General features: G+C 44.7%; 17 protein-coding genes and 1 tRNA gene. 14 read left to right on the top strand and 4 right to left on the bottom strand.

All coding sequences use genetic code 11. The features are described 5' to 3' along the window. From B5F71_RS20295 to galE, 13 genes are all read left to right on the top strand, one after another. Positions 1-384, top strand: a 384-nt coding sequence (locus B5F71_RS20295; protein WP_158098087.1) for a hypothetical protein, incomplete at its 5' end; no start/stop codon positions are given. Between the two features lie 447 nt (positions 385-831). Further along, positions 832-1,182, top strand: a complete 351-nt coding sequence (locus B5F71_RS12030; RefSeq protein ID WP_022039683.1) for an NADH-quinone oxidoreductase subunit A — start codon at positions 832-834, stop codon at positions 1,180-1,182. Continuing rightward, on the top strand, positions 1,173-1,799 hold the full coding sequence (locus tag B5F71_RS12025; RefSeq protein WP_087210640.1) for an NADH-quinone oxidoreductase subunit B: 627 nt from the start codon (positions 1,173-1,175) through the stop codon (positions 1,797-1,799). The genes B5F71_RS12030 and B5F71_RS12025 overlap by 10 nt, the downstream gene beginning before the upstream one ends. After that, positions 1,796-3,415: an NADH-quinone oxidoreductase subunit C gene (locus B5F71_RS12020; RefSeq protein ID WP_143269891.1), complete on the top strand. Its 1,620-nt coding sequence runs from the start codon at positions 1,796-1,798 to the stop codon at positions 3,413-3,415. Before B5F71_RS12025 ends, B5F71_RS12020 begins: the two co-directional genes overlap by 4 nt. A 129-nt stretch (positions 3,416-3,544) precedes the next feature. Then, positions 3,545-4,570 carry an NADH-quinone oxidoreductase subunit NuoH gene (gene nuoH / locus B5F71_RS12015; protein WP_191764353.1) on the top strand — a complete coding sequence of 342 codons (1,026 nt, stop codon included), beginning with the start codon at positions 3,545-3,547 and terminating at the stop codon, positions 4,568-4,570. 12 nt (positions 4,571-4,582) lie between these two features. Then, positions 4,583-5,050, top strand: coding sequence for a 4Fe-4S binding protein (locus B5F71_RS12010; RefSeq protein WP_022039679.1), 468 nt, complete (start codon positions 4,583-4,585; stop codon positions 5,048-5,050). A gap of 12 nt (positions 5,051-5,062) precedes the next feature. Then, positions 5,063-5,581: an NADH-quinone oxidoreductase subunit J gene (locus tag B5F71_RS12005; RefSeq protein WP_087210636.1), complete on the top strand. Its 519-nt coding sequence runs from the start codon at positions 5,063-5,065 to the stop codon at positions 5,579-5,581. A gap of 16 nt (positions 5,582-5,597) precedes the next feature. Continuing rightward, positions 5,598-5,909, top strand: a complete 312-nt coding sequence (gene nuoK / locus B5F71_RS12000; RefSeq protein WP_087210633.1) for an NADH-quinone oxidoreductase subunit NuoK — start codon at positions 5,598-5,600, stop codon at positions 5,907-5,909. An 18-nt stretch (positions 5,910-5,927) separates the two neighbouring features. Beyond that, complete coding sequence (gene nuoL, locus B5F71_RS11995) at positions 5,928-7,820, top strand: NADH-quinone oxidoreductase subunit L (protein WP_022039676.1); 1,893 nt, start codon at positions 5,928-5,930, stop codon at positions 7,818-7,820. After that, positions 7,817-9,298 (top strand): NADH-quinone oxidoreductase subunit M, encoded by a 1,482-nt coding sequence (locus B5F71_RS11990; protein WP_087210630.1) that lies wholly within the window; start codon positions 7,817-7,819, stop codon positions 9,296-9,298. Before nuoL ends, B5F71_RS11990 begins: the two co-directional genes overlap by 4 nt. Positions 9,299-9,308: 10 nt before the next feature. Beyond that, complete coding sequence (locus tag B5F71_RS11985; protein ID WP_022039674.1) at positions 9,309-10,730, top strand: NADH-quinone oxidoreductase subunit N; 1,422 nt, start codon at positions 9,309-9,311, stop codon at positions 10,728-10,730. A 382-nt stretch (positions 10,731-11,112) separates the two neighbouring features. Further along, positions 11,113-11,185, top strand: a tRNA-Pro gene (locus B5F71_RS11980). 216 nt (positions 11,186-11,401) lie between these two features. Beyond that, complete coding sequence (gene galE, locus B5F71_RS11975) at positions 11,402-12,436, top strand: UDP-glucose 4-epimerase GalE (RefSeq protein ID WP_022039673.1); 1,035 nt, start codon at positions 11,402-11,404, stop codon at positions 12,434-12,436. A 214-nt stretch (positions 12,437-12,650) separates the two neighbouring features. Here galE and B5F71_RS11970 read toward each other — a convergent pair whose 3' ends face one another. The 4 genes from B5F71_RS11970 to B5F71_RS11955 all read right to left on the bottom strand — a co-directional run bounded on the left by B5F71_RS11970 (position 12,651) and on the right by B5F71_RS11955 (position 22,963). Beyond that, the gene (locus B5F71_RS11970; RefSeq protein ID WP_225226470.1) at positions 12,651-15,128 is read right to left on the bottom strand and encodes a TIM-barrel domain-containing protein; all 2,478 of its coding nucleotides are present in this window, start codon (positions 15,126-15,128) and stop codon (positions 12,651-12,653) included. Between the two features lie 200 nt (positions 15,129-15,328). Then, complete coding sequence (locus tag B5F71_RS11965) at positions 15,329-16,957, bottom strand: RagB/SusD family nutrient uptake outer membrane protein (RefSeq protein ID WP_087210624.1); 1,629 nt, start codon at positions 16,955-16,957, stop codon at positions 15,329-15,331. A 20-nt stretch (positions 16,958-16,977) separates the two neighbouring features. Continuing rightward, positions 16,978-19,914 (bottom strand): TonB-dependent receptor, encoded by a 2,937-nt coding sequence (locus B5F71_RS11960; protein WP_087210646.1) that lies wholly within the window; start codon positions 19,912-19,914, stop codon positions 16,978-16,980. A 235-nt stretch (positions 19,915-20,149) separates the two neighbouring features. Then, on the bottom strand, positions 20,150-22,963 hold the full coding sequence (locus tag B5F71_RS11955) for a helix-turn-helix domain-containing protein (RefSeq protein ID WP_087210622.1): 2,814 nt from the start codon (positions 22,961-22,963) through the stop codon (positions 20,150-20,152). Positions 22,964-23,162: 199 nt separating this feature from the next. Between B5F71_RS11955 and B5F71_RS11950 the strand changes: the two genes are divergently transcribed. Continuing rightward, a complete protein-coding gene (locus B5F71_RS11950) occupies positions 23,163-24,518 on the top strand; it encodes an MATE family efflux transporter (RefSeq protein WP_087210619.1) in 1,356 nt (451 codons plus the stop codon). Positions 24,519-24,678: the final 160 nt, after the last annotated feature.

The following is a 24,678-nucleotide window of genomic DNA, read 5'->3' as shown; positions in this document are numbered from 1 at the left end:
GACGAAGAACAGGAGCGAAAAAGACCAAAAAATCGCCCAAAGCACACACGAAAACGGATACATCAAGCCAAGAAAAACTTTTTGGAGAAATTCAAAACAGCTTCTAAGAGACAGTTCCTAAATCTTGCCCAGGTTTATTTTGTGAATTGTTTTAGAGGATGTTCCGCATTCCCCTATTGCTATACCATCATTGTGGGCATAATTATGGGGCGGAGGCAGCGGACATTGCTTGTCCTTTTCCGGGATAAGATTGTGTCGGCAAAGACAGTTAACTGCGTTGCCAGTCCCAGTACCAGTAGGACTGCAGTCCTACTGGTACTGGGACTGGGCAAGGACTGCAATGCATCTTATCATGCAGTTGATATATGCTGGAATAATGATTAGTCAGATGCAGACATTCTCATTTCTGGACATCCATACACCTTCCTCCACCCGACAAGCCACACCGGCATACACATACCGATTGCATCAAATTACACAGTCCAGCCTTGCACCTGTCCTGACCAACAAGAATTGACAACAGACTGTCTTCACACCTCCAAACCCCTCCTCTGAACCGCTTTTACCATTAGCCCAACATAGAGATTCTTAAATATTTGCCCGCTTGTCTACTTTTTTATGCAATTTTGCTTCCTGTTAATTAAAAATAAATACGTATCTTTGCCTCCAGTTTTCAGACTGGTCAGCAATGAAAAAACGGACAAAACCCACACTAATACTTTATGAATCCTTTATAGTGCCACCTATAAGGGCAAGAATGGTGTGTGCCTTTTCCGAGACCGGCCGTAATCGCACACGACAAGAGAATTATCATCAAATATAATTATATATATGTTTTTCACGTTTTTAGTTGTAGCTATCCTGACAGCCGTTGTGCTGGTGGTAGCGGCACTGACGATTTCAAACCTTATCGCGCCTCACACGTTCAACCCGCAAAAGGGTGAACCATATGAGTGTGGTATCCCGACCCGCGGACAGTCATGGGTACAGTTCAAGGCAGGCTATTACCTGTTTGCCATCTTGTTCCTGATGTTCGACATCGAGACCGTATTCCTCTTCCCGTGGGCGAATGTAGTGACTGAAATCGGTGCCTACGCATTAGTGTGTGTATCATTCTTCTTGTTAGTATTAATTTTGGGCTTGGCATACGCCTGGCGGAAAGGAGCGTTGGAATGGAAATAAAGAAACCGAAAATCCGCTCTATGCAGTATGATGAGTTCAAGAACAACGACTATCTGGAACGCATGGTCCAGCAGTTGAACGATGATGGTGCAGGTGTTATCCTGACCACTTTCGATGACCTGATCAACTGGGGACGAAGCAATTCTGTATGGGGATTGTTGCTGGGAACAAGCTGCTGCGCCATCGAATTCATGGCATTGGGTGCCGCACGTTACGACATGGCACGTTTCGGATTCGAGGTAACACGTAACTCCCCTCGCCAAGCCGATGTACTGGTGGTAATGGGTACCATCACCTATCGTACTGCTCCTGTAATGAAACGTCTGTACGATCAGATGGCAGAGCCCAAGTATGTAGTTGCCGTAGGCGGATGTACCATTTCAGGAGGTCCGTTCATCAAATCCTACAACGTAGTAAACGGTATCGACAAAGTAATTCCTGTCGACGTATACATTCCCGGCTGCCCTCCACGTCCTGAAGCCTTCTATTACGGTTTGATGCAATTGCAACGCAAAATGAAGGTAGAACGCTACCTGGGAGGTGTAAACCGCAAGACCGAAGCAAATGATGAGGTAAACGATAACGAAACAGAAAAGGCGAAAGGAGGTCAGGTATGAAACGTGACGACGTAATGAAGACAATACAAGGAGCAGAAGTGTGTCCGGGAAATGCCGGAGTCATCAAAGTGCCATTAAGCGATTTCCGTCACGTGGCAGAAGGATTGAGAAACGACCCGCAAAGCCCGATGGATTTCTTGCGCGACATTGTAGGCATGGACTGGGGTGAAGAAGGTCTGGGAGCCATCTACTTCATGGAATCGACCGTAACGGGCGATACCATAGCCATCCGCACCGCAACAACCGACCGCCAACAGCCGTTGCTTCCCACCGTAAGCGATTTATGGAAGACTGCCCTCATCAAAGAACGCGAGGTATACGACTTCTTCGGCATCCTGTTTACCGGCCATCCGGACATGCGCCGTCTTTTCTTGCGGGAAGACTGGATAGGCTGGCCGATGCGCAAAGACTACGATATGAAATCAAACCCTTTGCGTTTGGACAATGAAATCAATGCGGATATTACCAAAGAATACCGTCTGCAACGCGACGGAACCCTGCAAGGCATTGCCCACCGTGTGTTCGGTGAAGATGATTTTGTCGTAAGCATGGGTCCCCAACACCCGTCTACACACGGTGCATTACGTATGCGAATCGCGCTTGACGGAGAAGTGGTCAAGAAAGTCGATCCCGTATTGGGATACATCCACCGCGGCATCGAAAAGATGAACGAAAGCCTGACTTATCCGCAGACATTGGGCATGACCGACCGTCTGGACTATCTGAGTGCCCACCAAAGCCGCCACGCACTGTGTACATGTATCGAACAAGCTGCCGGCATCGAAATCTCGGAACGTGCACAATACATCCGCACCATCATGGACGAGCTTCAACGTATCGATTCTCACTTGCTGTTCTATTCTTGTCTGGTATTGGATATGGGTGCCATGACTCCGTTCTTCTACGGATTCCGTGAAAGAGAGATGATACTCGACATCTTCGAGGAAACTACAGGAGGACGTCTGATTCAGCACTATAACGTAATCGGCGGCGTGCAAGATGATATTCACCCCACTTTCTGCCAGAAAGTGAAAGATTTCATCAAGCATCTGCGTAAAGTCATCAAGGACTATCACGATATCTTTACCGGAAACGTCATTGCTGATACCCGTATGAAAGGCGTAGGTATCCTGACCAAAGAAGACGCTATCTCAATGGGATGCACCGGAGGCACAGGACGTGCTACAGGATGGGCAAACGATGTGCGCAAACGTCACCCGTATGCATTGTATGACAAGGTGGATTTCAAGCAAATCACTTACAACGAATGTGATACTTTCGCACGCTACATGGTACGTATGGACGAAATCATGGAATCATGCCGCATCATCGAACAACTGATAGACAACATTCCGGCAGGTGAATTCCGCGTAAAGACCAAACCGATTATCAAGTTGCCGGAAGGTATCTGGACATCGGCAGTAGAGGCAAGCCGTGGCGAATTTGGTGTCGTAATCGAAAGTCATGGTGACAAGACTCCTTACCGTATGCACTTCCGCTCGACAGGATTGCCACTGGTACAGGCGATGGACACACTTTGCCGTGGCTGGAAATTTGCCGACCTGATTGCCATCGGTGCTTCGGTAGACTTCGTTATCCCGGATATCGACCGATGAGAAAGAAGAAACAACGTTCGGCGCAAGCCTATTAAAAATTAAGAATAAACCAATATGAACCAAGCATTTTTAGATTACTATAACCTGCAACCGCTCTTGGCCGCCATCCACTCTTGGCTGTGCGGTATAATGCCGGAAGGTCTTGCCATTTTCCTGGAATGTGTCGTTGTGGGTGTTATTATTTTGGTATTATATGCCGTGCTTGCCATCATCCTTATTTATATGGAACGTAAGGTCTGCGCGGCTTTCCAGTGCCGTATCGGTCCCAACCGTGTAGGTGGCAAAGGAGGTCTGCTGCAAGTTCCGGCAGACGTTATCAAGATTCTGATCAAGGAAGTATTCAAGCTGAAGAATGCCGACCAGTTCCTATACGGTCTGGCTCCTTTCCTTGTGATTCTTGCCTCCATCTTGACGTTCTCCTGCCTGCCTTGGCACAATGGTGGAGAAATTCTGAGTATGAACATCGGCATCTTGTTTGTGCTGGCAGCCTCTTCCATCGGTATCTTGGGCATTTTGCTTGCCGGCTGGAGCAGTAACAGCAAATATACCCTTATCGGTGCCGTGCGAAGCGGTGCAATGCTCATCAGCTACGAAATCTCTATCGGAATCACGGTACTGACCATGGTGATGCTAAGTGGAACAATGGATATCCACGAAATCGTAATGAGTCAAGCCAACGGCTGGAACATTTTCAAGGGACATATCGTAGCCATCGTAGCATTCATCATCTATCTGATTGCAGGTAATGCCGAGGCAAACCGTGGCCCGTTCGACCTTGCCGAAGCAGAACAAGAACTGACAGCTGGATACCATACCGAATATTCGGGTATGCATTTCGGATTCTTTTACTTGGCAGAATACCTGAACCTGTTCATCACATCGGGAATCGCCACTACCCTCTTCCTGGGAGGATGGATGCCGCTACACATTGCCGGTCTTGACGGATTCAACGCTGTAATGGACTACATTCCGGGTATTGTATGGTTCTTGGGAAAAACGTTCTTCGTCGTATTCCTGCTGATGTGGCTGCGTTGGACTTACCCACGTCTGCGTATCGACCAAGTACTGACCTTGGAATGGAAATACATCATGCCGTTGTCATTGCTCGTCATGCTGGTGATGGCTGTATGCAAAGTTTATGGACTCGTTTTTTAATACAGAATTAACATGGAAAGTTTCAGCGACTATATAAAAGGATATGCTTCAGGCTTAAAAAGCTTGCTTATCGGCCTGCGCACTTCGATGAAAGTGTTTTTGGAACCGAAAATTACCGAGCAATATCCTGAAAACCGTCATACGACCCTGCACATCCCCGAACGCCACCGTGCCAAGCTGACGATGATTCACGATGAAGAGAACCATCATCACTGCATCGCGTGCGGACTGTGTCAGATGAATTGCCCGAACGGCACAATCAAACTCACGACAGAAACGCGTGAAGATGCCGACGGAAAGAAGAAAAAAGTATTGGTCAAATATGAGTACAATCTTGGCTCGTGCATGTTTTGCAACTTGTGTGTGAATGCCTGCCCTCATGGTGCCATTGAGTTCACCAACGATTTTGAAAACGCGGTGTTCGAGAAAGACAAGCTCGTCTTGACCCTTAACCACGAAGGTTCAACCCTCGCTAAATAATCAAAATAGAATATGGAAATACTATCATTTCAAAATATCGTATTCTTCGTAGTGGCACTCGCCATTGCAGTGTGCTCGGTACTTGCTGTAACCACAGGCAAACTGTTGCGTGCCGCTACCTACCTGCTGTTTGTTCTCTTCGGAACCGCGGCGATATTCTTTATGCTGGGCTACACGTTCTTGGGTGCTGTCCAGCTGATGGTGTATGCCGGAGGTATCATTGTATTGTATGTATTCTCTATCGCATTGACCCGTTCGGACAAAGACATGAAATACAAAGTAAGCAAAGCCAAGCTATTCAGCCTGCTCACTACCACAGTAGTAGGTGCCGCATTGGTTCTCTTGCTGCTTTTCACCAATGGATTTGCCCTCAACACTATCCCGCTGGGAGAAGAACTTCCCTCACGCGAAGTTGGCTTGGCTCTTGTAGGAACGGATAAATATCAATTTGTATTACCTTTTGAGGTAGTCAGTGTCTTGCTGCTGGCATGTATGATTGGTGGCATCCTGATAGCACGAAAGGAAAAATAAACAGGAGGTTCAATTTATGGAAATACATGTAATACATTACTTGGTCATCAGTACCATCATGATGTTTTGTGGTATTTACGGATTCTTTACCCGCAAAAACCTGCTGGCACTGCTCATCTCCGTCGAGCTTATGCTGAATGCAACGAACATTAACTTTGCCGTATTCAACCGTTATCTTTTTCCAGGAGAACTGGAAGGACATTTCTTCACGTTATTCGGTATTGCCATCGCAGCAGCTGAAACAGCCGTAGCGATAGCCATTATCATCAATGTGTACCGCAACGTGAAACAAGTCCTGACCGATGACATCACCGACATGAAAGGATAACTAAAACAATTATCGATTATGGAATATACAATACTGATACTCGCGCTGCCCGTTCTGAGTTTCCTGATATTGGGACTGACGGGTATGTACATGAAACATCGCGTAGCGGGGCTCATCGGCACATTGTCACTGACAGCTGTTACGATTCTGAGCTACCTCACCGCTTACGAATACTTCACGGCTCCACGCACGGCAGAAGGAGTTTTCCAGACGCTGATGCCTTGGAATATCCAATGGCTACCCTTCAACACCTCGCTGCACATTGACATGGGCATCTTGCTCGACCCAATTTCGGTAATGATGCTGGTTGTCATCTCGACGGTCAGCCTGATGGTGCATATCTACTCATTCGGTTACATGAAAGGAGAAGTGGGATTCCAGCGTTATTATGCATTCTTGTCGCTTTTCTCATTCTCTATGCTGGGATTGGTCCTTGCTACCAACATTTTCCAGATGTACGTGTTCTGGGAGTTAGTGGGTGTTTCTTCTTATTTGCTTATCGGATTCTATTATACGAAACCAGAAGCCATTGCAGCAAGCAAAAAAGCATTCATCGTTACACGTTTTGCCGATTTGGGCTTCCTCATCGGTATTCTGCTTTACGGTTTCTATATGGGAACCTTTACTTTCACTCCCGAACAGGAACAGCTGATGAAATGCGGTATGGTACTGCCGTTAGCCCTCGGACTGATGTTCATTGGTGGTGCTGGTAAGAGTGCCATGTTCCCGTTGCACATCTGGTTGCCCGATGCCATGGAAGGTCCTACACCAGTCAGTGCCCTTATCCATGCTGCTACCATGGTGGTTGCCGGTGTTTACCTGGTAGCCCGCATGTTCCCATTGTTTATCGGCTATGCCCCCGAAACACTACATCTTGTAGCATACGTAGGTGCATTCACAGCTTTCTATGCGGCATCTGTCGCCTGTGTGCAAAGCGATATCAAGCGTGTGCTTGCCTTCTCAACCATTTCTCAAATTGGTTTCATGATGGTAGCACTGGGAGTTTGTACTTCTGCCGACCCGCATGAAGGCGGTTTGGGCTATATGGCTGGTATGTTCCACCTGTTCACTCACGCCATGTTCAAGGCTTTGTTGTTCCTGGGTGCCGGATGTATCATCCATGCCGTACATAGCAACGAAATGTCTACCATGGGCGGTTTGCGCAAGTATATGCCGATTACCCACATCACCTTCCTGATTGCCTGCCTGGCTATTGCAGGTATCCCTCCGTTCTCAGGTTTCTTCTCAAAAGATGAAATCTTGACCGCCTGCTTCCAGTTCAGTCCGGTAATCGGTTGGATTATGACGATTATCGCCGGCATGACAGCATTCTACATGTTCCGTCTGTACTACGGCATCTTCTGGGGAACAGAGAATAAGGAACTGCACGAACATCATACCCCGCACGAAAGTCCGCTGAGCATGACTTTCCCGCTGATGGTACTTGCAGCCATCACTATTGTTTGTGGTTGGATTCTTCCGTTCGGTCACTTTGTTTCAGCTAACGGTCATGCTTACGACATCCACCTGAATACCCAAGTGGCAGTAACCAGCATCGTGGTAGCCCTGATTGCTATCGCACTGGCTACATGGATGTATGCACGCGACAAGCAACCGGTTGCCGATATGCTGGCAAAACGTTTCCCGACGTTGCACCGTGCCGCTTACAAGCGTTTCTACATGGATGAAATCTGGTTGTTCGTAACCAAGAAAATCATTTTCCGCTGCATCTCTACTCCACTTGCCTGGTTCGACCGTCACGTTATCGACCAATTCATGAACTTCATGGCTTGGAGCACCAACGCGGCAGGTGAAGCAGCCCAGCCTATACAGAATGGTAAAATCCAGAGCTATACCATGTGGTTCCTGGGTGGAGTTATAGTATTAACCGTCATGTTATTAGTATTATGAATATATTAAGTCTTTTCGTATTAGTACCTCTGCTGATGCTGTTGGGTTTATGGATAGCCCGCAACCTGAATCAGGTAAGAGGAGTGATGGTAGCCGGATCCAGTATCCTGCTGGTTCTTGCCGCATACCTTACCGTTTCTTATATTGGACTTCGAAACGGGGGTGCAACCGAAGAAATGCTTTTTACCGATAGCATCAGCTGGTATGCCCCATTACACATTGCCTACTCAGTAGGTGTCGACGGTATTTCGGTAGTAATGTTGCTGCTGAGTGCCATCATCGTGTTCACCGGAACATTCGCTTCGTGGAAGCTGAAGCCGCTTACCAAAGAATATTTTATGTGGTTTACTTTATTAAGTACCGGTGTATTCGGATTCTTTATCTCTACCGACCTGTTCACTATGTTCATGTTCTACGAGGTGGCATTGATTCCGATGTACCTGCTTATCGGTGTATGGGGAAGCGGCCGCAAAGAATATTCTGCCATGAAGCTGACCTTGATGTTAATGGGTGGTTCGGCATTCCTGCTGATTGGTATTCTGGGTATCTTCTATGGTGCCGGAGCAGAAACCATGAACGTGATTGAAATCGCCAAACTGAAAATACCGACTGAATTCCAACAGGTATTCTTCCCAATGGTATTTTTGGGATTCGGTGTACTGGGAGCCCTCTTCCCATTCCATACATGGAGCCCTGACGGTCACGCTTCGGCACCGACCGCCGTATCTATGCTCCATGCCGGCGTATTGATGAAACTGGGAGGCTACGGATGCTTCCGTGTGGCAATGTACCTGATGCCTACCGGTATGGCATATTGGGGTGATTTCTTCTTGGTATTGACTACTATCTCGGTTGTTTACGGAGCATTCAGCGCCGTCGTACAGACTGACTTGAAATACATCAATGCCTACTCATCTGTAAGCCACTGCGGCTTGGTATTGTTTGCTTTGCTGATGGCTACCCGTGTCAGCTCGACAGGTGCTATCCTGCAGATGCTGAGCCACGGTTTGATGACAGCCTTGTTCTTTGCCCTCATCGGTATGATTTACGGACGCACACATACCCGTGACATCCGCCAGTTAAGCGGCTTGATGAAAATCATGCCCTTTTTGGCAGTAGGTTATGTGATTGCCGGTCTTGCCAATCTCGGTTTGCCGGGCTTAAGCGGATTTATTGCCGAAATGACCGTCTTTGTCGGTTCATTCCAGCATACAGACCTCTTCCACCGCACCTGTACCATCATCGCTACGATGAGTATCGTCATCACAGCAGTGTACATCCTGCGCGTTGTTGGAAAAATCCTGTATGGAACCTGCAAGAATCCGGAACACCTGAAACTGACAGACGCCACATGGGACGAACGCCTTGCCGTTATCTGCCTTATCGCAGCTGTTGCCGGACTTGGACTTGCTCCGTACTGGGTAAGTGACGTCATCAGCGGAAGTGTCGAACCTATCATTTCACAATTAATACATTAATCAAGACATTATGGATATAAGTGCAATATTTTCCGCCATGCAAGCAGAAATCAGTCTGGCAGTGATACTGATTATCATCTTGCTTGCCGACTTAATACTGAAACAGCCTAACCACAAGGCGTTACAGGGTTTGGCATGCGGACTTTTAGTAGTGCAAATCGCACTGAACATCATGCCGGTCACAGGCGAAGCTTTCGGAGGTATGTTCCGTACGACTCCGATGGCTTCCATCGTCAAGACCGTTCTCACTGTAGGCACCCTGCTGGTATTCATGCAGGCAGACTCATGGATTAATCGCGAAGACACCCGCCACAAATCCGGCGAATTTTATGTGCTTACACTCTCTACCCTGCTGGGTATGTACTATATGGTAAGTGCAGGCAGCTTCCTGCTTTTCTATGTAGGCTTGGAACTTGCCAGCATCCCGATGGCTTGCCTGATAGCCTTCGACAAATACCGGCATCATAGTGCAGAGGCAGGCACCAAGTTTATCTTGAACGCCATGTTCTCATCGGCATTGATGCTATATGGCCTATCGTTGGTTTATGGCACGTGCGGAACCATGTACTTCGATGACCTGCCTGCCTTGCTTACAGGCACTCCGCTGCAAATTATGGCAATGGTCTTTTTCTTCGCCGGTTTGGGCTTCAAGCTGAGTCTGGTACCGTTCCACATGTGGACACCCGATACCTACCAAGGTGCGCCAACTGCCATTACTGCATACCTGTCGGTTATATCGAAAGGTGCAGCAGCATTCGCTTTGATGAGCATTTTGGTCAAAGTATTCGGTCCCATGATTGATAACTGGAGCCTGATGCTGTCGGTAGTTATTGTTGTAACCATCACCATTGCCAACATCTTCGCTATCCTGCAGCACGATCTGAAACGCTTCATGGCATACAGTAGTATCTCACAGGCAGGTTACATTATGCTGGCTGTACTTGGAGCCGACGGACAAGGTATGGCTTCATTGGTTTACTATGTCATCGTGTACATCGTGGCAAATCTTGCCATTTTCGGTGTCATCACTACTGTAGAGCAACATAACGGCGGACGTGTAGACCGCGATGCCTATAACGGCTTCTACAAAACCAACCCGCACCTGAGCTTCATCATGACACTGGCACTCTTCTCGCTAGGAGGTATTCCGCCGTTTGCCGGTTTCTTCTCGAAGTTCTTCGTGTTCGCTTCAGCTTTCCATGCCGGACACTGGCTGGTAGTATTCCTGGCATTGGTCAACACAATCATCTCATTGTATTACTACCTGCTCATCGTGAAAGCGATGTACATTACTCCGAACGACAACCCGCTGCCCACTTTCCGTAGCAGTGGTATGACACGTGCCTGTCTGGTTATCTGCCTGTTGGGTATCGTTCTACTGGGTATCTGCAGCTCAGTTTACAATGTATTGAACGAAATGGCGATGCTATAAATTAGAAAATTCAAATAGCCCAAAGAGCATATATATTTAAGCTCTGCAAATCAGGAAGAGGCAAGGAAACCAATGTGTTTACTTGCCTCTTTTCACACCTGAAAGACACAAGCAAACACAGATTTTTTGCTTATTGCTTATGTGCTTCTCTGTGTTGTCTGTGAATTCATGTATCCTGTGACAACATCAACAAAAAGCATAAATCCATACCACACATTGTATAACAGCTACGCATTCTCCCATCGCAGCCAATTATACAGCAAAAACACAAGCGGTATAAAAGAAATTCGCATTTTTCAAGAAAAAAAAACGACTATTATTTTGTGAATATCAAAAAAAGCCTTACCTTTGCACCCGTTATCGAAAGAGGACGATACACAATCGGAATGTAGCGCAGTTGGTAGCGCACTACGTTCGGGACGTAGGGGTCGGGCGTTCGAGTCGCCTCATTCCGACATAAAGACGAAGATAGAAATAATTCTATCCTCGTCTTTATTTTTTAGACACTTCATGAAGTCCCCTGCCGAAAGCCTGTGTATCAAAATCGTCATAATGGGACTACAAATCGGTCATTTTGCGCCTTTTTGTTTTTTAATACATTCATTTTTCGATATTTCTTTCTATTTTTGTATGGATAATATAAGAACCTTATCAAATTAATACCTTATAAAATGAAAGAAAGAATTTTAGTAACTGGCGGTACGGGCTACATAGGTTCGCATACCGTAGTAGAATTGCAAAACAACGGGTACGATGTAGTGATTGTGGATAACCTGTCAAACTCACGCGCCGATGTGGTGGACAACATTGAAAAAATAACTGGCATCCGCCCCGCTTTCGAACACGTAGACTGTCTGGACTATGCCGCACTGGAAAACGTATTCACGAAATATCCAGGCATAAAAGGAATTATTCACTTCGCTGCCAGCAAAGCCGTAGGCGAGTCTGTACAGAAACCTCTGCTATACTACCGCAACAATATCGTCTCGCTTATCAACCTGTTGGAACTAATGCCACGCCATGGCGTAGAAGGCATCATTTTCTCTTCATCATGCACTGTATACGGCCAACCGGACCATTTACCCGTTACCGAAGAGGCTCCTATCAAGAAAGCTGAATCCCCCTACGGAAATACCAAGCAAATCAATGAAGAAATCATCCGAGACACCATCGCTTCAGGCTCACCCATACACGCCATCCTGCTACGCTACTTCAACCCGATTGGAGCTCATCCGACAGCACTTATCGGCGAACTGCCCAATGGTGTACCGCAAAACCTCATCCCTTACCTGACCCAAACAGCTATCGGCATCCGCGAAAAACTTACTGTATTCGGTGATGACTATAACACACCGGATGGCTCGTGCATCCGCGATTACATCTACGTAGTAGACCTGGCAAAAGCACATGTCACAGCAATGCACCGTATTCTGGACGGCAAGCAGAAAGACACAGTAGAGGTATTCAACATCGGTACTGGAAAAGGCGTTTCTGTATTGGAATTGATTCACGCTTTTGAAGCTTCGACAGGTGTAAAACTGAACTACCAGATAGGCAAACGGCGCGCAGGAGATATCGAACAAGTATGGGCAGACCCGACATACGCCAACAACGAACTAGGCTGGAAGGCAGAAACTTCACTGGAAGACACACTGCGCTCGGCATGGGAATGGCAACTGAAACTGCGTGAGAACGGAATCCAATGATAATTGGATAATGAATAGTTAATAATGCCAATCAGGAGTTAAAATGGAGTTATAAGAAGTTATCACCCGCATAGTGGGCTAGGAGTTAGATGACAATACCTCTTGCATTATTTCAGAAGCAGGACTATTGGCCTTTAATTCCTGAATGAAGTGATAACTTCTGTGAAACATAATTACGTTTAACTCCTGATTCGCATTATTAACTATTAACTGCTTAAAGTTTTACCGAAATCTTCTTTCCCGAATAGCTGACTTTCTTATCAGCCTCTGCGATAACAGTTTCTGCTGTCTGCTTGCCGGGCTGCATCAGTGTGATGCGGAAGTTGCGGCGTTTCAACATCGTAGGATATTCCCCTTTACGGTCTTCAATGGTAAGTGTGCGAGAGGCATCGTCCCAAGAGAAACGAATGGTAGAGAACATGCCTTTTTCGTAATTGTAATTGTCACCTTCGTCTTCGTATAATGTAAACTCACCATCGGCACCTGGATAAATGCAGAGGTCGAGGTTATCCCATTTCTTTTCATCCGAATATTGCACTTCTGGACCTAACGGAAGGATGCTTCCCGCCTTGATGTAAAGCGGAAGGATGTCGACAGGACACTCACGGCTGATTTCCTGTCCGCCTTCTACCGGCTCGTTGGTCCAAAAATCAATCCATTTCGTACCCTTCGGCAGATAAACCTTCATCGGTGCGGACGCTTTAGCAATATCAGGCACGATAGCCACTCCTTTATTGCCTTCTACCTTTTTCGTATAAAGCGGGTCAGTCACAGGACGTACCAAAATATTCTTTCCAAAGAGATATTCGTTGTCCAGCAAAATGGCTTTTCGATCGTGGGCAAAATCCATCACCAACGGACGCATCATCATGCCGTTTTCTTGTACTACTGCACCGTTTAAGCTATATATATAAGGCAGCAGGCGATAACGCAATTCGATAAAACGCTTCTGCACATCGTATGCCCAGTCGCCTTCCTTGCCGAAGAGCCATATTTCATTCATCATGGGCGATGAACAGTGGTTACGCATCAAGGGCATGAAGCATCCCCACTGGAACCAACGTGCATGCAATTCCTGATAAGCAACATTGGTACAATCATTGTTGTACTCCCAACCAAAGAAACCACCTAGATCTGTATTCCAAAATGGAATACCGCAAAGCGTGAAATTCAGTCCGGCAGGAATCTGCTGGCGCAATACATCCCAACTGGATACAACGTCACCACTCCAGCTTAATGCACCATAATGTTGCTGACCCAAATAGCCTGAACGGGTCATCTGGAATACACGTTTTTCATCTGACACACTGCGCTGATGCTCATAAATGCCCCGGTTGTGCACCAAGGGGAAAGCATTGTGGTTCGAGCGGAACGAACCATCGGCAGTCATCAGGTCGAAATCACTCTCTTTGGGATTCAAGTGGTCGGGCTCGGTAGAGTCAGTCCACCACGCATCAATACCCATATTGTGCAAATGACTGAGATAACGCCAATACAAATCGCGTGCGTCTTTATTGAACGGGTCATACGGATGCGCGCCCGACTTGGGAGGCCATGTCTCGAATTTCAGCAAAGCACCCATCTTATCCAACTCCTTGAATTGACCGGTCCACGGTCCGAAGCTTGCCCATACCGAAATCATCAGGTGGGCATGGTTCTTGTGTACATATTCCACCATTTCTTCCGGACTCTTGATACGAGGTTTCGGATATTTCGCTTTCGGGTCTTCTCCGTTGGGCAGATAACGCATGGCTACCGGATCGGCCATTTTATTGATATAACGGGGATTCATAAACTTCATCGCGTTCCAGTTCGAGTCGCATCCCCAATATTGCCAGTCTTGCACAATGCCGTCGAGTGGAATCTCCAGTTTACGGTAACGGTCTAGCACATCGCACAATTCATCGGGGCTTTTATAACGCTCGCGGCATTGCCAATAGCCCATGGTCCACAACGGAAACATGGTTGCCTTTCCTGTTAGGTCACGAACACAAGCGATTACACCGTCCTGCGTACCATCACGATACAGAAAATAATAATCCGAGCAATGCCCTACCTGCGAAGAGAACGAGGTTTCGTAGGGCGTATCGCTGAAATCCGAAATGCCCGGATTGTCCCAGTACACGCCATATCCTTTTTCAGAAGTAAAATAAGGAATGCAGATATTCGTGTTCCCGTTCGATAGATGAATCTGCTGATTCCGATGGTTCATTGCTCCGCTTTGGCGTTGCCCTAATCCATAAATGACTTCTTCAGGTTGGAGGACAAACGACTGACTGACGGTATAAGCGTCTTGCGTAACGTCTTTGCGCGAAATAAAGTTTGTTCCCATTTCCTTTTCTTGTAACAAAGTCTTTCCTTTCCCATCCGCATAAACGACTTTTCCAGTAGTAATATCAAGTGTAACGGTCATATTGGAAGTAGTCATCCGCACTTTGCTCCCGTCCTGCGCATAAGTAATATCTACTTTTTCGGGAGTCTTGATAATGGGATAACTCTTTTTTTCAGGCATCTCTGCCGATGGATACTTCACTACGCGCACGATGGATGGCGCATAAAACACCACTTCTCCATTCAATATAGGCGAAGCAGTCTGAAATTTTACTCCATGTTCGGTCTTCTCATAGGTCTGTGCCCAAGTTGCCATACACGATGCCAGTGCTGCAAACAGAATCAAATTTCGTTTTTTCATGATAAAGCTATTTTCTATATTTTGATTATATAACAACTTCACAAAGATAATCCATTTCATATCTTATATGATGTACCAACGTTGCAAGAAACAATACAAATGTTGAGAACTGCCTTGTTTTTCAATGACAGTCCATAAAAAATCCATCCACAACATACGAAAAAATCATTGCGGATGGATTATAAAAAACTGCCCTCAGTTTATTGCGGGTTCTGTGTCAGATTGCTATTAGTCAACATAATCTTATTAGGTATCGGATACAGATTCCGGTTCGGGTTACTCTTATCATGAGAGAACCATGATTTCGTTGTAAATACACCAAACCGAATCATGTCTTGACGGCGACGTCCTTCTTGACAAAATTCCCATCCTAATTCGTCTAAGAAACGACCATATTTTATATCTTCTCCACCTTCGTGGGTTTCCATATTTTCATCACGGCGTCCATAATCATAACAACTACCTTCTTCCAATTGCTGATCAGTCACAATAGCGTCATTTATGTCCTCGAATGCACGTTTACGAACTTCGGTAACCAACTCCCCAGCACCTGGTTGCCCCGAACGCATCAATGCTTCTGCTTTCATCATCAAAATATCTGCATAGCGGAATAAAGGCCAATCATTACTTAAACGGTTAGTTATCCCTTGAGCATACTCAAACTTACCCCAACGATAGCCATCATCTACATCAGAAGCATCAATAGAAGGCACTGAATTCGTATAAATCAGCGGTCCTTCACCATCGCTTCGTTGCAAGATTTCACCTGAAGCTGTATATTGCTGACCTTGAATATAATTTTGTGCCAGACGAAGGTCATTCGGATGGAAGGTGTCAATGAATTGCGGTATAGCACATACACCTCCCCAAGGCCGTTCAGTAAATTGATAAGTATCTTGGTTTTCCGGAGCCAGTGTGTACATATGGAAATCAAAATCATTCCAGCCGGTTACGTAAATTTCATCAAAAGGCAATGCGAAAATGATTTCTTTTGAATTTTCATTATTCGTAACAAATATATTCTTTTGGTTCGATTCCAAAGCATATTCATTGGAAGAATTAGCAAAATTAATCACTACATCGCATTCGTCTATACACTTTTGCCATTGCGGAGTACCTGACCATACTTCTGCATTCAAATACATTTTAGCGAGCAATGTATGGGCAGCCCATTTATTAAAACGTCCATAATAATATCCACGTGGAGTTTCTGATAACAAATCAATATTCTCTGTCACTTCTTTTATGATAAAGTCGAATACCTCTTTCCGTGTAGACTGTTTAGGTAAAGAAGAATCCTTGAAGTCTGTCACAATAGGCACATTTCCATAAAGGTCTACCAATATATAATAATAAGATGCGCGTAACACTTTCAATTCTGCAATCAAAGGTTCTCTTGTAGCCTCATCCACCGTGATTTCTCCATCCTCTATCTGAGAAAGAATCCGGTTGCAGGTATTAATGCCGTTGTACGTGCGTTCCCAACCCTGCAATACCCCGTCATCTTCTGTAGTCCATGTATGCTCATGCCAACGCTTATAGATATATCCGTCTACCCAACCAATACCCAAACGAGCAGGAATAACATCCTGATCGGCAGACAATTCCTGAGAACGGACAACCCCATTCCATTGCAAAAAAGTTTCACGCCACGGAATATAAGCCGCATTCACCAAATAACTTACTTCCTCTTCGGTTTTGGGGGAATAGTTTTCTGATACCACTTGCCCAAAACTTTCATCTAACAGATTGGTACATGCACTGCTGCTTGCTAAAAGTACAGCCATCAGCCCAATCGAACATAATTTATGATTTATCGTATTTTTCATTGCCGTAAATATTGAAAAAATTAAAACTTAACATTAACTCCGAAAGTAAACGAACGTGATGTCGGATACCGGTCTCGCGTATCATATCCAGGTGTCAGTCCATCGGTGGGAACTTCCGGATCGATACCTTTATAACCTGTAATAGTCAACGCATTCAATACCGAAGCATACAGACGCAAAGACTTTATATATTTCCCAATCTTACCGAAATTATATCCCAAGGTAATATTATCTATTTTCCAGTAATCACCATCCTCTACATAATAGCTGTTAAATTCAGGTTCAACTTCCGGACTTAATGTATGCTTACCAAAAATCAAATCATTGACAGACTTTAAACGGTTTTCTACACGGGAATTCTTCACATTTTCATAGTTCATACGGGCACCGTTGATAATTTGGAAACCAAACGCACCACGCATGGTAATGGCCAAATCAAAATTCTTGTAACGGAAGTTATTGTTCCATCCAGCATAATATTTCGGCAAACCGTTTCCGATAACATGTTTGTCTTCTGGAGCATGAGTGAAATCTTTGTAATTAACTAAATTACCGTTCCGGTCTTCATAAATCCAACGTCCTTCGCTATCCACATCAACAACTTTAAATCCATAAAAATTACCAATACTTTCTCCTACTTGCACCCGATGGGATGATGCCACTTGTCCGGCATATTCTACTGAACCAGTATCGAAATAATCATACTCGGTTTTAAAAATGCTTCCTGAAAGGCTCTCCAACTTGTTCGAGTTGAAAGAGAATGTTGCTGCAGTGCTCCATTCAAAATCTTTTGTCTGTACCGGAATCACATTAACCAGCACTTCGACACCCTGGTTTCTCATCTTACCACCATTAGCGGTAGTTGTATTATATAAGTTCGGAGGAGTGGGCACCGCATAATCATAAATCAGACCGTCCACCAAGCGGTTATAATAATCAATCGTTCCAGATAAACGTCCATTCCAAGAAACCCAGTCAAGACCTATGTTCGTTTCTTTCTTTTCTTCCCAACGCAAATCCGGATTCGGATTAGAAGCTGGAACAATAGTTTGTATCCATGCATTATTCACGTATGCATACGAACCATATTTAAGCATAGCCACTCCTAAAAATGATTTAGCAGGCTGGGAACCTGTCACACCATAACCTATACGAAGCTTCAAATCATCGAATACATTCTGATGTTGCATAAATGATTCTTCTGTGATTCTCCAACCGAATGAAACTGAAGGGAACAATCCCCATGCATTATCAGTCCCCCACAACTGACTTGCACCTTCATAACGCAAGGCGGCCATAAACAAGTAGCGGTTTTTCCATGAATAAGTAGCACGACCAAAAAAACCAATCAGGTTGGTACGTGTCTTGCTGGAACCTGCCGATGCTTTTCCTTCTTTCAAAGCAGACCCGATACCGATATTGTGCCATCCGCCAAAATAATCGTCTTGGAATCCGTAATTGTCAAAATAAAGATCTTCATAATCAGTTTCATCATACGTATATCCCCCCATGATAGAGAATGTATGTTCATTAATGTTCTTATTATACTGCGCTGTCAATTCCATCAATTTTTCCATTTCTGTAGAAGAACCGACAGAAGACCATCCGTCTTTATGGTCACGCAATGCCGAGATATGATTTTGAGTTTCACTATATCCACGGTTCATGTTCTTTCGGGTATAAGAAAACATGGCAGACAACGTCAAATCCTTAATCGGATTATATGTAATACTTCCATTATAACGTAATTCTGTTCGTTTCACATTTCCTCCTGCTTCATACAGCAAAGCCAATGGATTTTCATATTCGAACTTGTTTACATTTTCATACCACGACCCGTCCTCATTACGTATAGGTTCGGTCGGATTACGGCGTGTAGCTTGTGAATAGACAGCTCCACGAAAACTTCCTCCGCTGGTAGTAGACTCCATTTGGCTTTTTCTTCCGAATACACCAAATTTCAATCTTACCTTATCATCAAACATCCGATGCGTAATTTCGACACGCCCGCGGAAATTCTCAAAATCTGATTTTTTCATGGTTCCCTGAAGGTCTGCATAATTGATATTGGCTATGTAACTGGTTTTCGAATTGCCTCCCATCAAAGAAAGGTTATGCACATGACTGACAGGAGTACGGGTTATTTCGTCTACCCAATCTGTATTATAACCATAATCATAATCCGGATACAATGCGGCAAATTCACGTCCGTCCAGCATATCCAATTTATTTGCCAACATAGATGTACTGATGTATCCACTATAATCTACCGCACAAATATCCCCTCCTTTAGCTTGTTTGGTTGTAATCAAAATCACACCATTCGTACCGCGTGTACCATAAATGGCTGCTGCAGAACCGTCTTTCAACACATCTACGCTTTCTACGTCTTCCGGTGCTACCGTGCTTAAATCACCCGGAACACCATCAATCAATATCAATGGATTTGTATTTGCACCACCAATAGTATTCGTTCCTCTCAAGCGTATCTGCGTTCCTCCTGCCGGGTCACCACTCGGATTGGTAATAGCCAAACCAGCCACTTTACCTTGAATCAATTGACCGACATCTTTGACCGCCCCTTTTACAAAGTCATCTGCCTTCACACTGGCCACCGCACTGGTTACATCTCCCTTACGTTGCGTACCGTAACCGATTACCACCACTTCGTCCAGCAATTCCGTATCTTCGCGCATAGTTATTTGCAAAGTCTTGTTTGCTTGAGCCAATACACGTTCAGGTTTGAAACCGATAAAAGAAACTTCAAGCATAGCCTTCTTTGTTACTTCCAGAGAAAAATTTCCATCCAAATCGGTAATTGTACCGTTTGTAGAACCTTCCTCTTTGATAGAAGCACCAATAACTGGCTCTCCGTTCCTGTCTACTACCTTTCCTGTCACCTTGATTTTTGCTTGCTGCTGTTGCGATTGTATACCATTGCCCAACTGCTCCTTCATGCCGGTATCTAACGGGACAGACAATGAAAATACCGACCCATTCAAACAAAATGTGGCCAAAATAGCCAACATTACACCTTTTGAGTTTTTCATAAAAATAAGATTAAAAAATTAAATTAACAATTATGTTTTCATTGTATAAAATGAATCACTACAAAGGTAATTTGTTTCATGTCATACACAATGCACTTATGTTGCAAGGAATAACATAAATGTTGAAAACCCAAGTATTTTTTCAATGTTTTCTTTTCCGATTCACATATAGAGATGGCCGTACCCCGAATTCTTCCTGAAAACATTTACTAAGATAACTCGATGTACTAAAACCTACCATATCTGCCACTTCGGCTACTGTATAACCCTTTTCCAACAAACGGGCGGCCTGCTTCAGCCGAACGGAACGAATAAAACTAGTTGGTGTTTTTCCTACTATTGCTACCAATTTCCGATATAATCCGGTACGATCCATACAAAGGTCACGGCTCCATGCCTCAACCGAATATGCCGGATTTGTAAGATTCTGTTCCACATAATACAATGCCTTACGGATAAAAGCCTCATCAGATTCCGACAACAAAGCATTCTCCTTATCAGGCAATACCTTTTCCTGCGATTGTCTTTTCCGTTCTCCTTGCTTTTCCAATAAACGACGCATATCCATTAACAGCGCATCCAAATCAAGTGTTTTCTCATCCGCAGGCAAAGGAAGCAATACGCCGTCAGCCAATTGCCCTATCAGATTTTTCAATCCTAAAGTTTCCTGTTTTATTCCCTGCAACCGACGCTTCATACAACCTTCATTCACCGAATAAAGTGCCTCATCCAAAGAAGGCAACATTTTTTCTATAGGAGCCTGCAATTCTTGATTGATGTTTTGCAAAAATATGCCCTTCATTTCGTCCAACTTCTCTTTTTGTTCACGTATCAGAGAACGTTTCTTATAACGTAAATAACCAGTTAACGAACCTACAATTGCCCCTAATGTAGCCAAGACATAAAGTAAGTAAGCCCACGGAGTCTGCCAGAAAGGAGGATTCACCGTAATATGTAATTCAGCATAACACCCTTGCCAATTTTCACCGTTACGTGTTGCACGAACACGAAAACAGTACGTTCCAGGAGGCACATCCGTATAAGTGACATATCCTCGTCCGTCTGAAGAACGCATCTGCAATTCTTTCTCATCTAACCCTTCTAAACAATACCGATAATACGTCTGAGTAGGATTGATATAATTTAAAGCAGAAAACTCCAATGAGAAAAAATTCTGGTCATGTTCCAATACAATCTCTTGCATCTGTGACAAAGGACGTTCCAAAATCACCCTACCATCGTATGCCACTCCTTGCTCTACCCGCTTCCCAAACAAATTAAAGCCGACAAAAAGCGGAATAAAAGGAGACTGCCCTAACACCCGTTTAGAAGAAGAAAGGCTATTGAATCCATTGATGCCCCCCCAATAAATTGTACCGTCAGAAGCTTGAAAGACTGAACGGGAACAAAACTCATTCTCAATAACTCCGTCCAATTGATTGAAATTGGCAAATGAATAACGGTCTGTCCCATCTCTCCCCGAATGAACCGTCAGATAAGAAAGTCCGTTAGCTGTTGCAATCCAAAGCGTAGAATCAGAAGTCGCAATAATTGAACGGATTACATTATTGACCAAACCGTCTGTTGTATAAAATGTACGTTTAGTACCTGTTCTTGGATTCCAGTACACCAACCCATCTTCTTGCCCTATCCAGATATTCTTTTCAGAATCAATTAATACATCATTACAAGGATGTAAAGGCGAAATGTGCAACGAATCGCTTATTGAAATGTTCTTGTGAAATACAGACAAGCCTGTTTTTTTCAATGGAGAAAGTACATTATCAGGAGTATATTCAAATATGCCTTCCGTTGTTTCCACCAATAGCTGATGTTCATCGGTTTCTCTAAAGCCTATAACCTGTAAATCCTCATCATCTGTAACCGGAAATAAAGTCCGTCCGATATTACGGAAACGAAAACGGTCTGGATGATAATAAAGCATACCTCTATTCAACGTACCGACCCACAATCCGCCACGGGCATCATGATAAAGCGTGCTTAATTCAGTCTCTATTTTCCGCCCGTCTACTAACTTCACCGCAGGAATGTAGTGTTTTTGACTTAAATCCGATGAAATAAACCAAAGCCCTTCTGCACAAGTCAGCCACACATTCCCTTCCCCATCGGGCGAAATATCATTTAGCCAATAAGGTACACGAAGCACTTCAGTCCACTTACATGATTCATAATCATAATAAAGCAATGCACCGCCACTTTTCCCGTTACACAATTGATAAAAACCGTCTTGACGTGCCACGGCATATGATGTATTTCCATACCAATCCTCCGGCAAGACATCGCCTAACTTCTTTCGATACATTTCACGCCGGGAAGTCAAATCATAGCAAAACAATGTACCTGAATGATAAAACAAATAAAGTTTTCCCTTGGATACTGCCAAATCATAAAGTGAATCATCCTTTTGTCCTGACAAAGAAGACACTTGATGCAATATACATTTTGCCTGCAAATCCTTGCTATGGATACAAACCAGCTTATCACTTTCTGTCACTACCCAAAGAGTCTTCTCCTCATCCATGAAAAAATCCTTCAATGGTTCATCCACCCCCCATTGCCTCAATAAACTATCCGGACGGGCTAACATCCGCTCTGTGGTGATATCCACCGCCACAAGCATGTACCAATTCTTCATCCATACATGCCCATGCCCGTCTATATATTCATGATGAAAACCAGAATAAGTAGAAAGTTTACAAATATGTTCTGGTCCATAATGCAGGTAAGTGAATCCTGTGCCGTCATACAAATTAAACTGGCCGACCGTAGTTATCAACATGCGTCCATCGGGAAGCTGGGCAATGTTCCTCACTTGATTACCTGATAACCCTTGTGTAGCATCAATTGGTGTGAACACCACGAAAGGCACTTCTGCAAAGACACGTCCTGCTGCGAATGCCATATAGATATATATAATAAGGAGCAAACGCTTCATCCTATTTCTTGTTTTTCTTAGGTTAAGTTACAACAAAGATATATGATTCTTTCTCCATATCCAAACAGATTCTTTCAAATCATACTTTCCCACTCTTGATTTAGCACAAGATTTTCAATAAAAATCCGATTATTCCTCTTTCGAAAGAACACAATAATCGGCTTTCACTTAATTTTGCACCCGATTTAGTTGGAGTAGTATGGCACAATCAAAAGAAATGACTTCGGGGGCTTCCTTACCGTTGATATTCAATTTCACTTTGCCCCTATTATTAGGAAACTTATTACAGCAAACCTACTCGCTGGTAGATGCCGCCATCGTGGGCAAATTCTTAGGCATCAATGCTTTGGCATCGGTAGGAGCCAGCACTTCGGTGGTATTCCTGATACTGGGGTTCTGCAACGGATGCTGCGGAGGCTTCGCTATCCCCGTGGCACAGAAGTTCGGTGCAAGAGATTATGTCACGATGCGCCGTTACGTATCTGTAAGCCTGAAAATAGCCGGAGTCATGTCGGTGGCGATAACCGTCATTACCAGTTTGCTTTGCGCCTTCATCCTACGAAGCATGCAAACTCCTGAAAATATCTTCGAAGGAGCTTATCAATACCTGCTCATCACATTCATCGGTATTCCGTGCACATTCTTCTACAACCTGCTTTCGAGTGTTATCCGGGCTTTGGGAGACAGCAAGACCCCTTTCTGGTTCCTGCTTCTTTCTACCGTATTAAACATATTCCTCGACCTGTTCTGCATTTTGGTATTGGGCTGGGGAGTGGCAGGAGCTTCAATAGCTACGGTAGTATCTCAAGGCGTATCCGCACTCTTATGCTACCTTTATATGAACCGTAAGTTCGAGATATTGCGCACCACAGCTTCCGACCGCCGATTCCGTCCCGAACTTGCCAAGCAACTTTTGTCTATCGGTGTACCGATGGGACTTCAATTCTCCATTACCGCCATTGGCAGTATCATGCTGCAAAGTGCCAACAATGCATTAGGCACGGCGTGCGTTGCGGCATTTACGGCTGCGATGCGTATTAAAATGGTATTTATGTGCGCCCTCGACAGTTTAGGCATGGCGATGGCTACCTATAGCGGACAAAACTACGGAGCAGGCAAACCCGACCGTATCTGGCAAGGAATCAAGTCGGCAGTAGGCATGATGATGATTTACATTATAGCAGTAAACATCATCATCTGGGGTTGGGCAGATAAGATAGCCCTTCTGTTTGTCGACCCGAGCGAAACGGAAATCATTAAAGATACGGCTCTCTTTGTCCATATCAACGTTTCTTTCTTCCCCTTGCTCGGATTGCTGAGTGTTCTTCGCTACAGCATTCAGGGAGCCGGCTATACCAAACTCGCCATGTTTTCGGGGGTATCCGAAATGATAGCCCGTGTGTTGGTCAGCCTCATCGTAGTTCCGGCATTCGGATTCTTAGGTGTATGTTTCGGCGACCCTACCGCATGGCTCTTCGCCTGCCTCTTCCTGATTCCTGCCTTCTCGTATGTTTACCGGCGGCTGAATCTCATCGTGGCGAAAGAGAGAAATTAATTTTTTCACCACAGATTACGCAGATTAAGAAGCTGTTTTGAATTTCTCCAGAAAGTTTTTCTTGGCTTGATGTATCCGTTTTCGTGCGTGCTTTGGGCGATTTTTTGGTCCTTTCCGCTCCTGTTCTTCGTCAGATAGCCCGCTATCTTCCTCATCACAA

The organism is Bacteroides sp. An269 (assembly GCF_002159755.1).
Lineage (GTDB): Bacteria > Bacteroidota > Bacteroidia > Bacteroidales > Bacteroidaceae > Phocaeicola > Phocaeicola intestinalis.
Note: the sequence above shows the minus strand (reverse complement) of the source record. Positions and strands in the feature narration are given on the sequence as shown.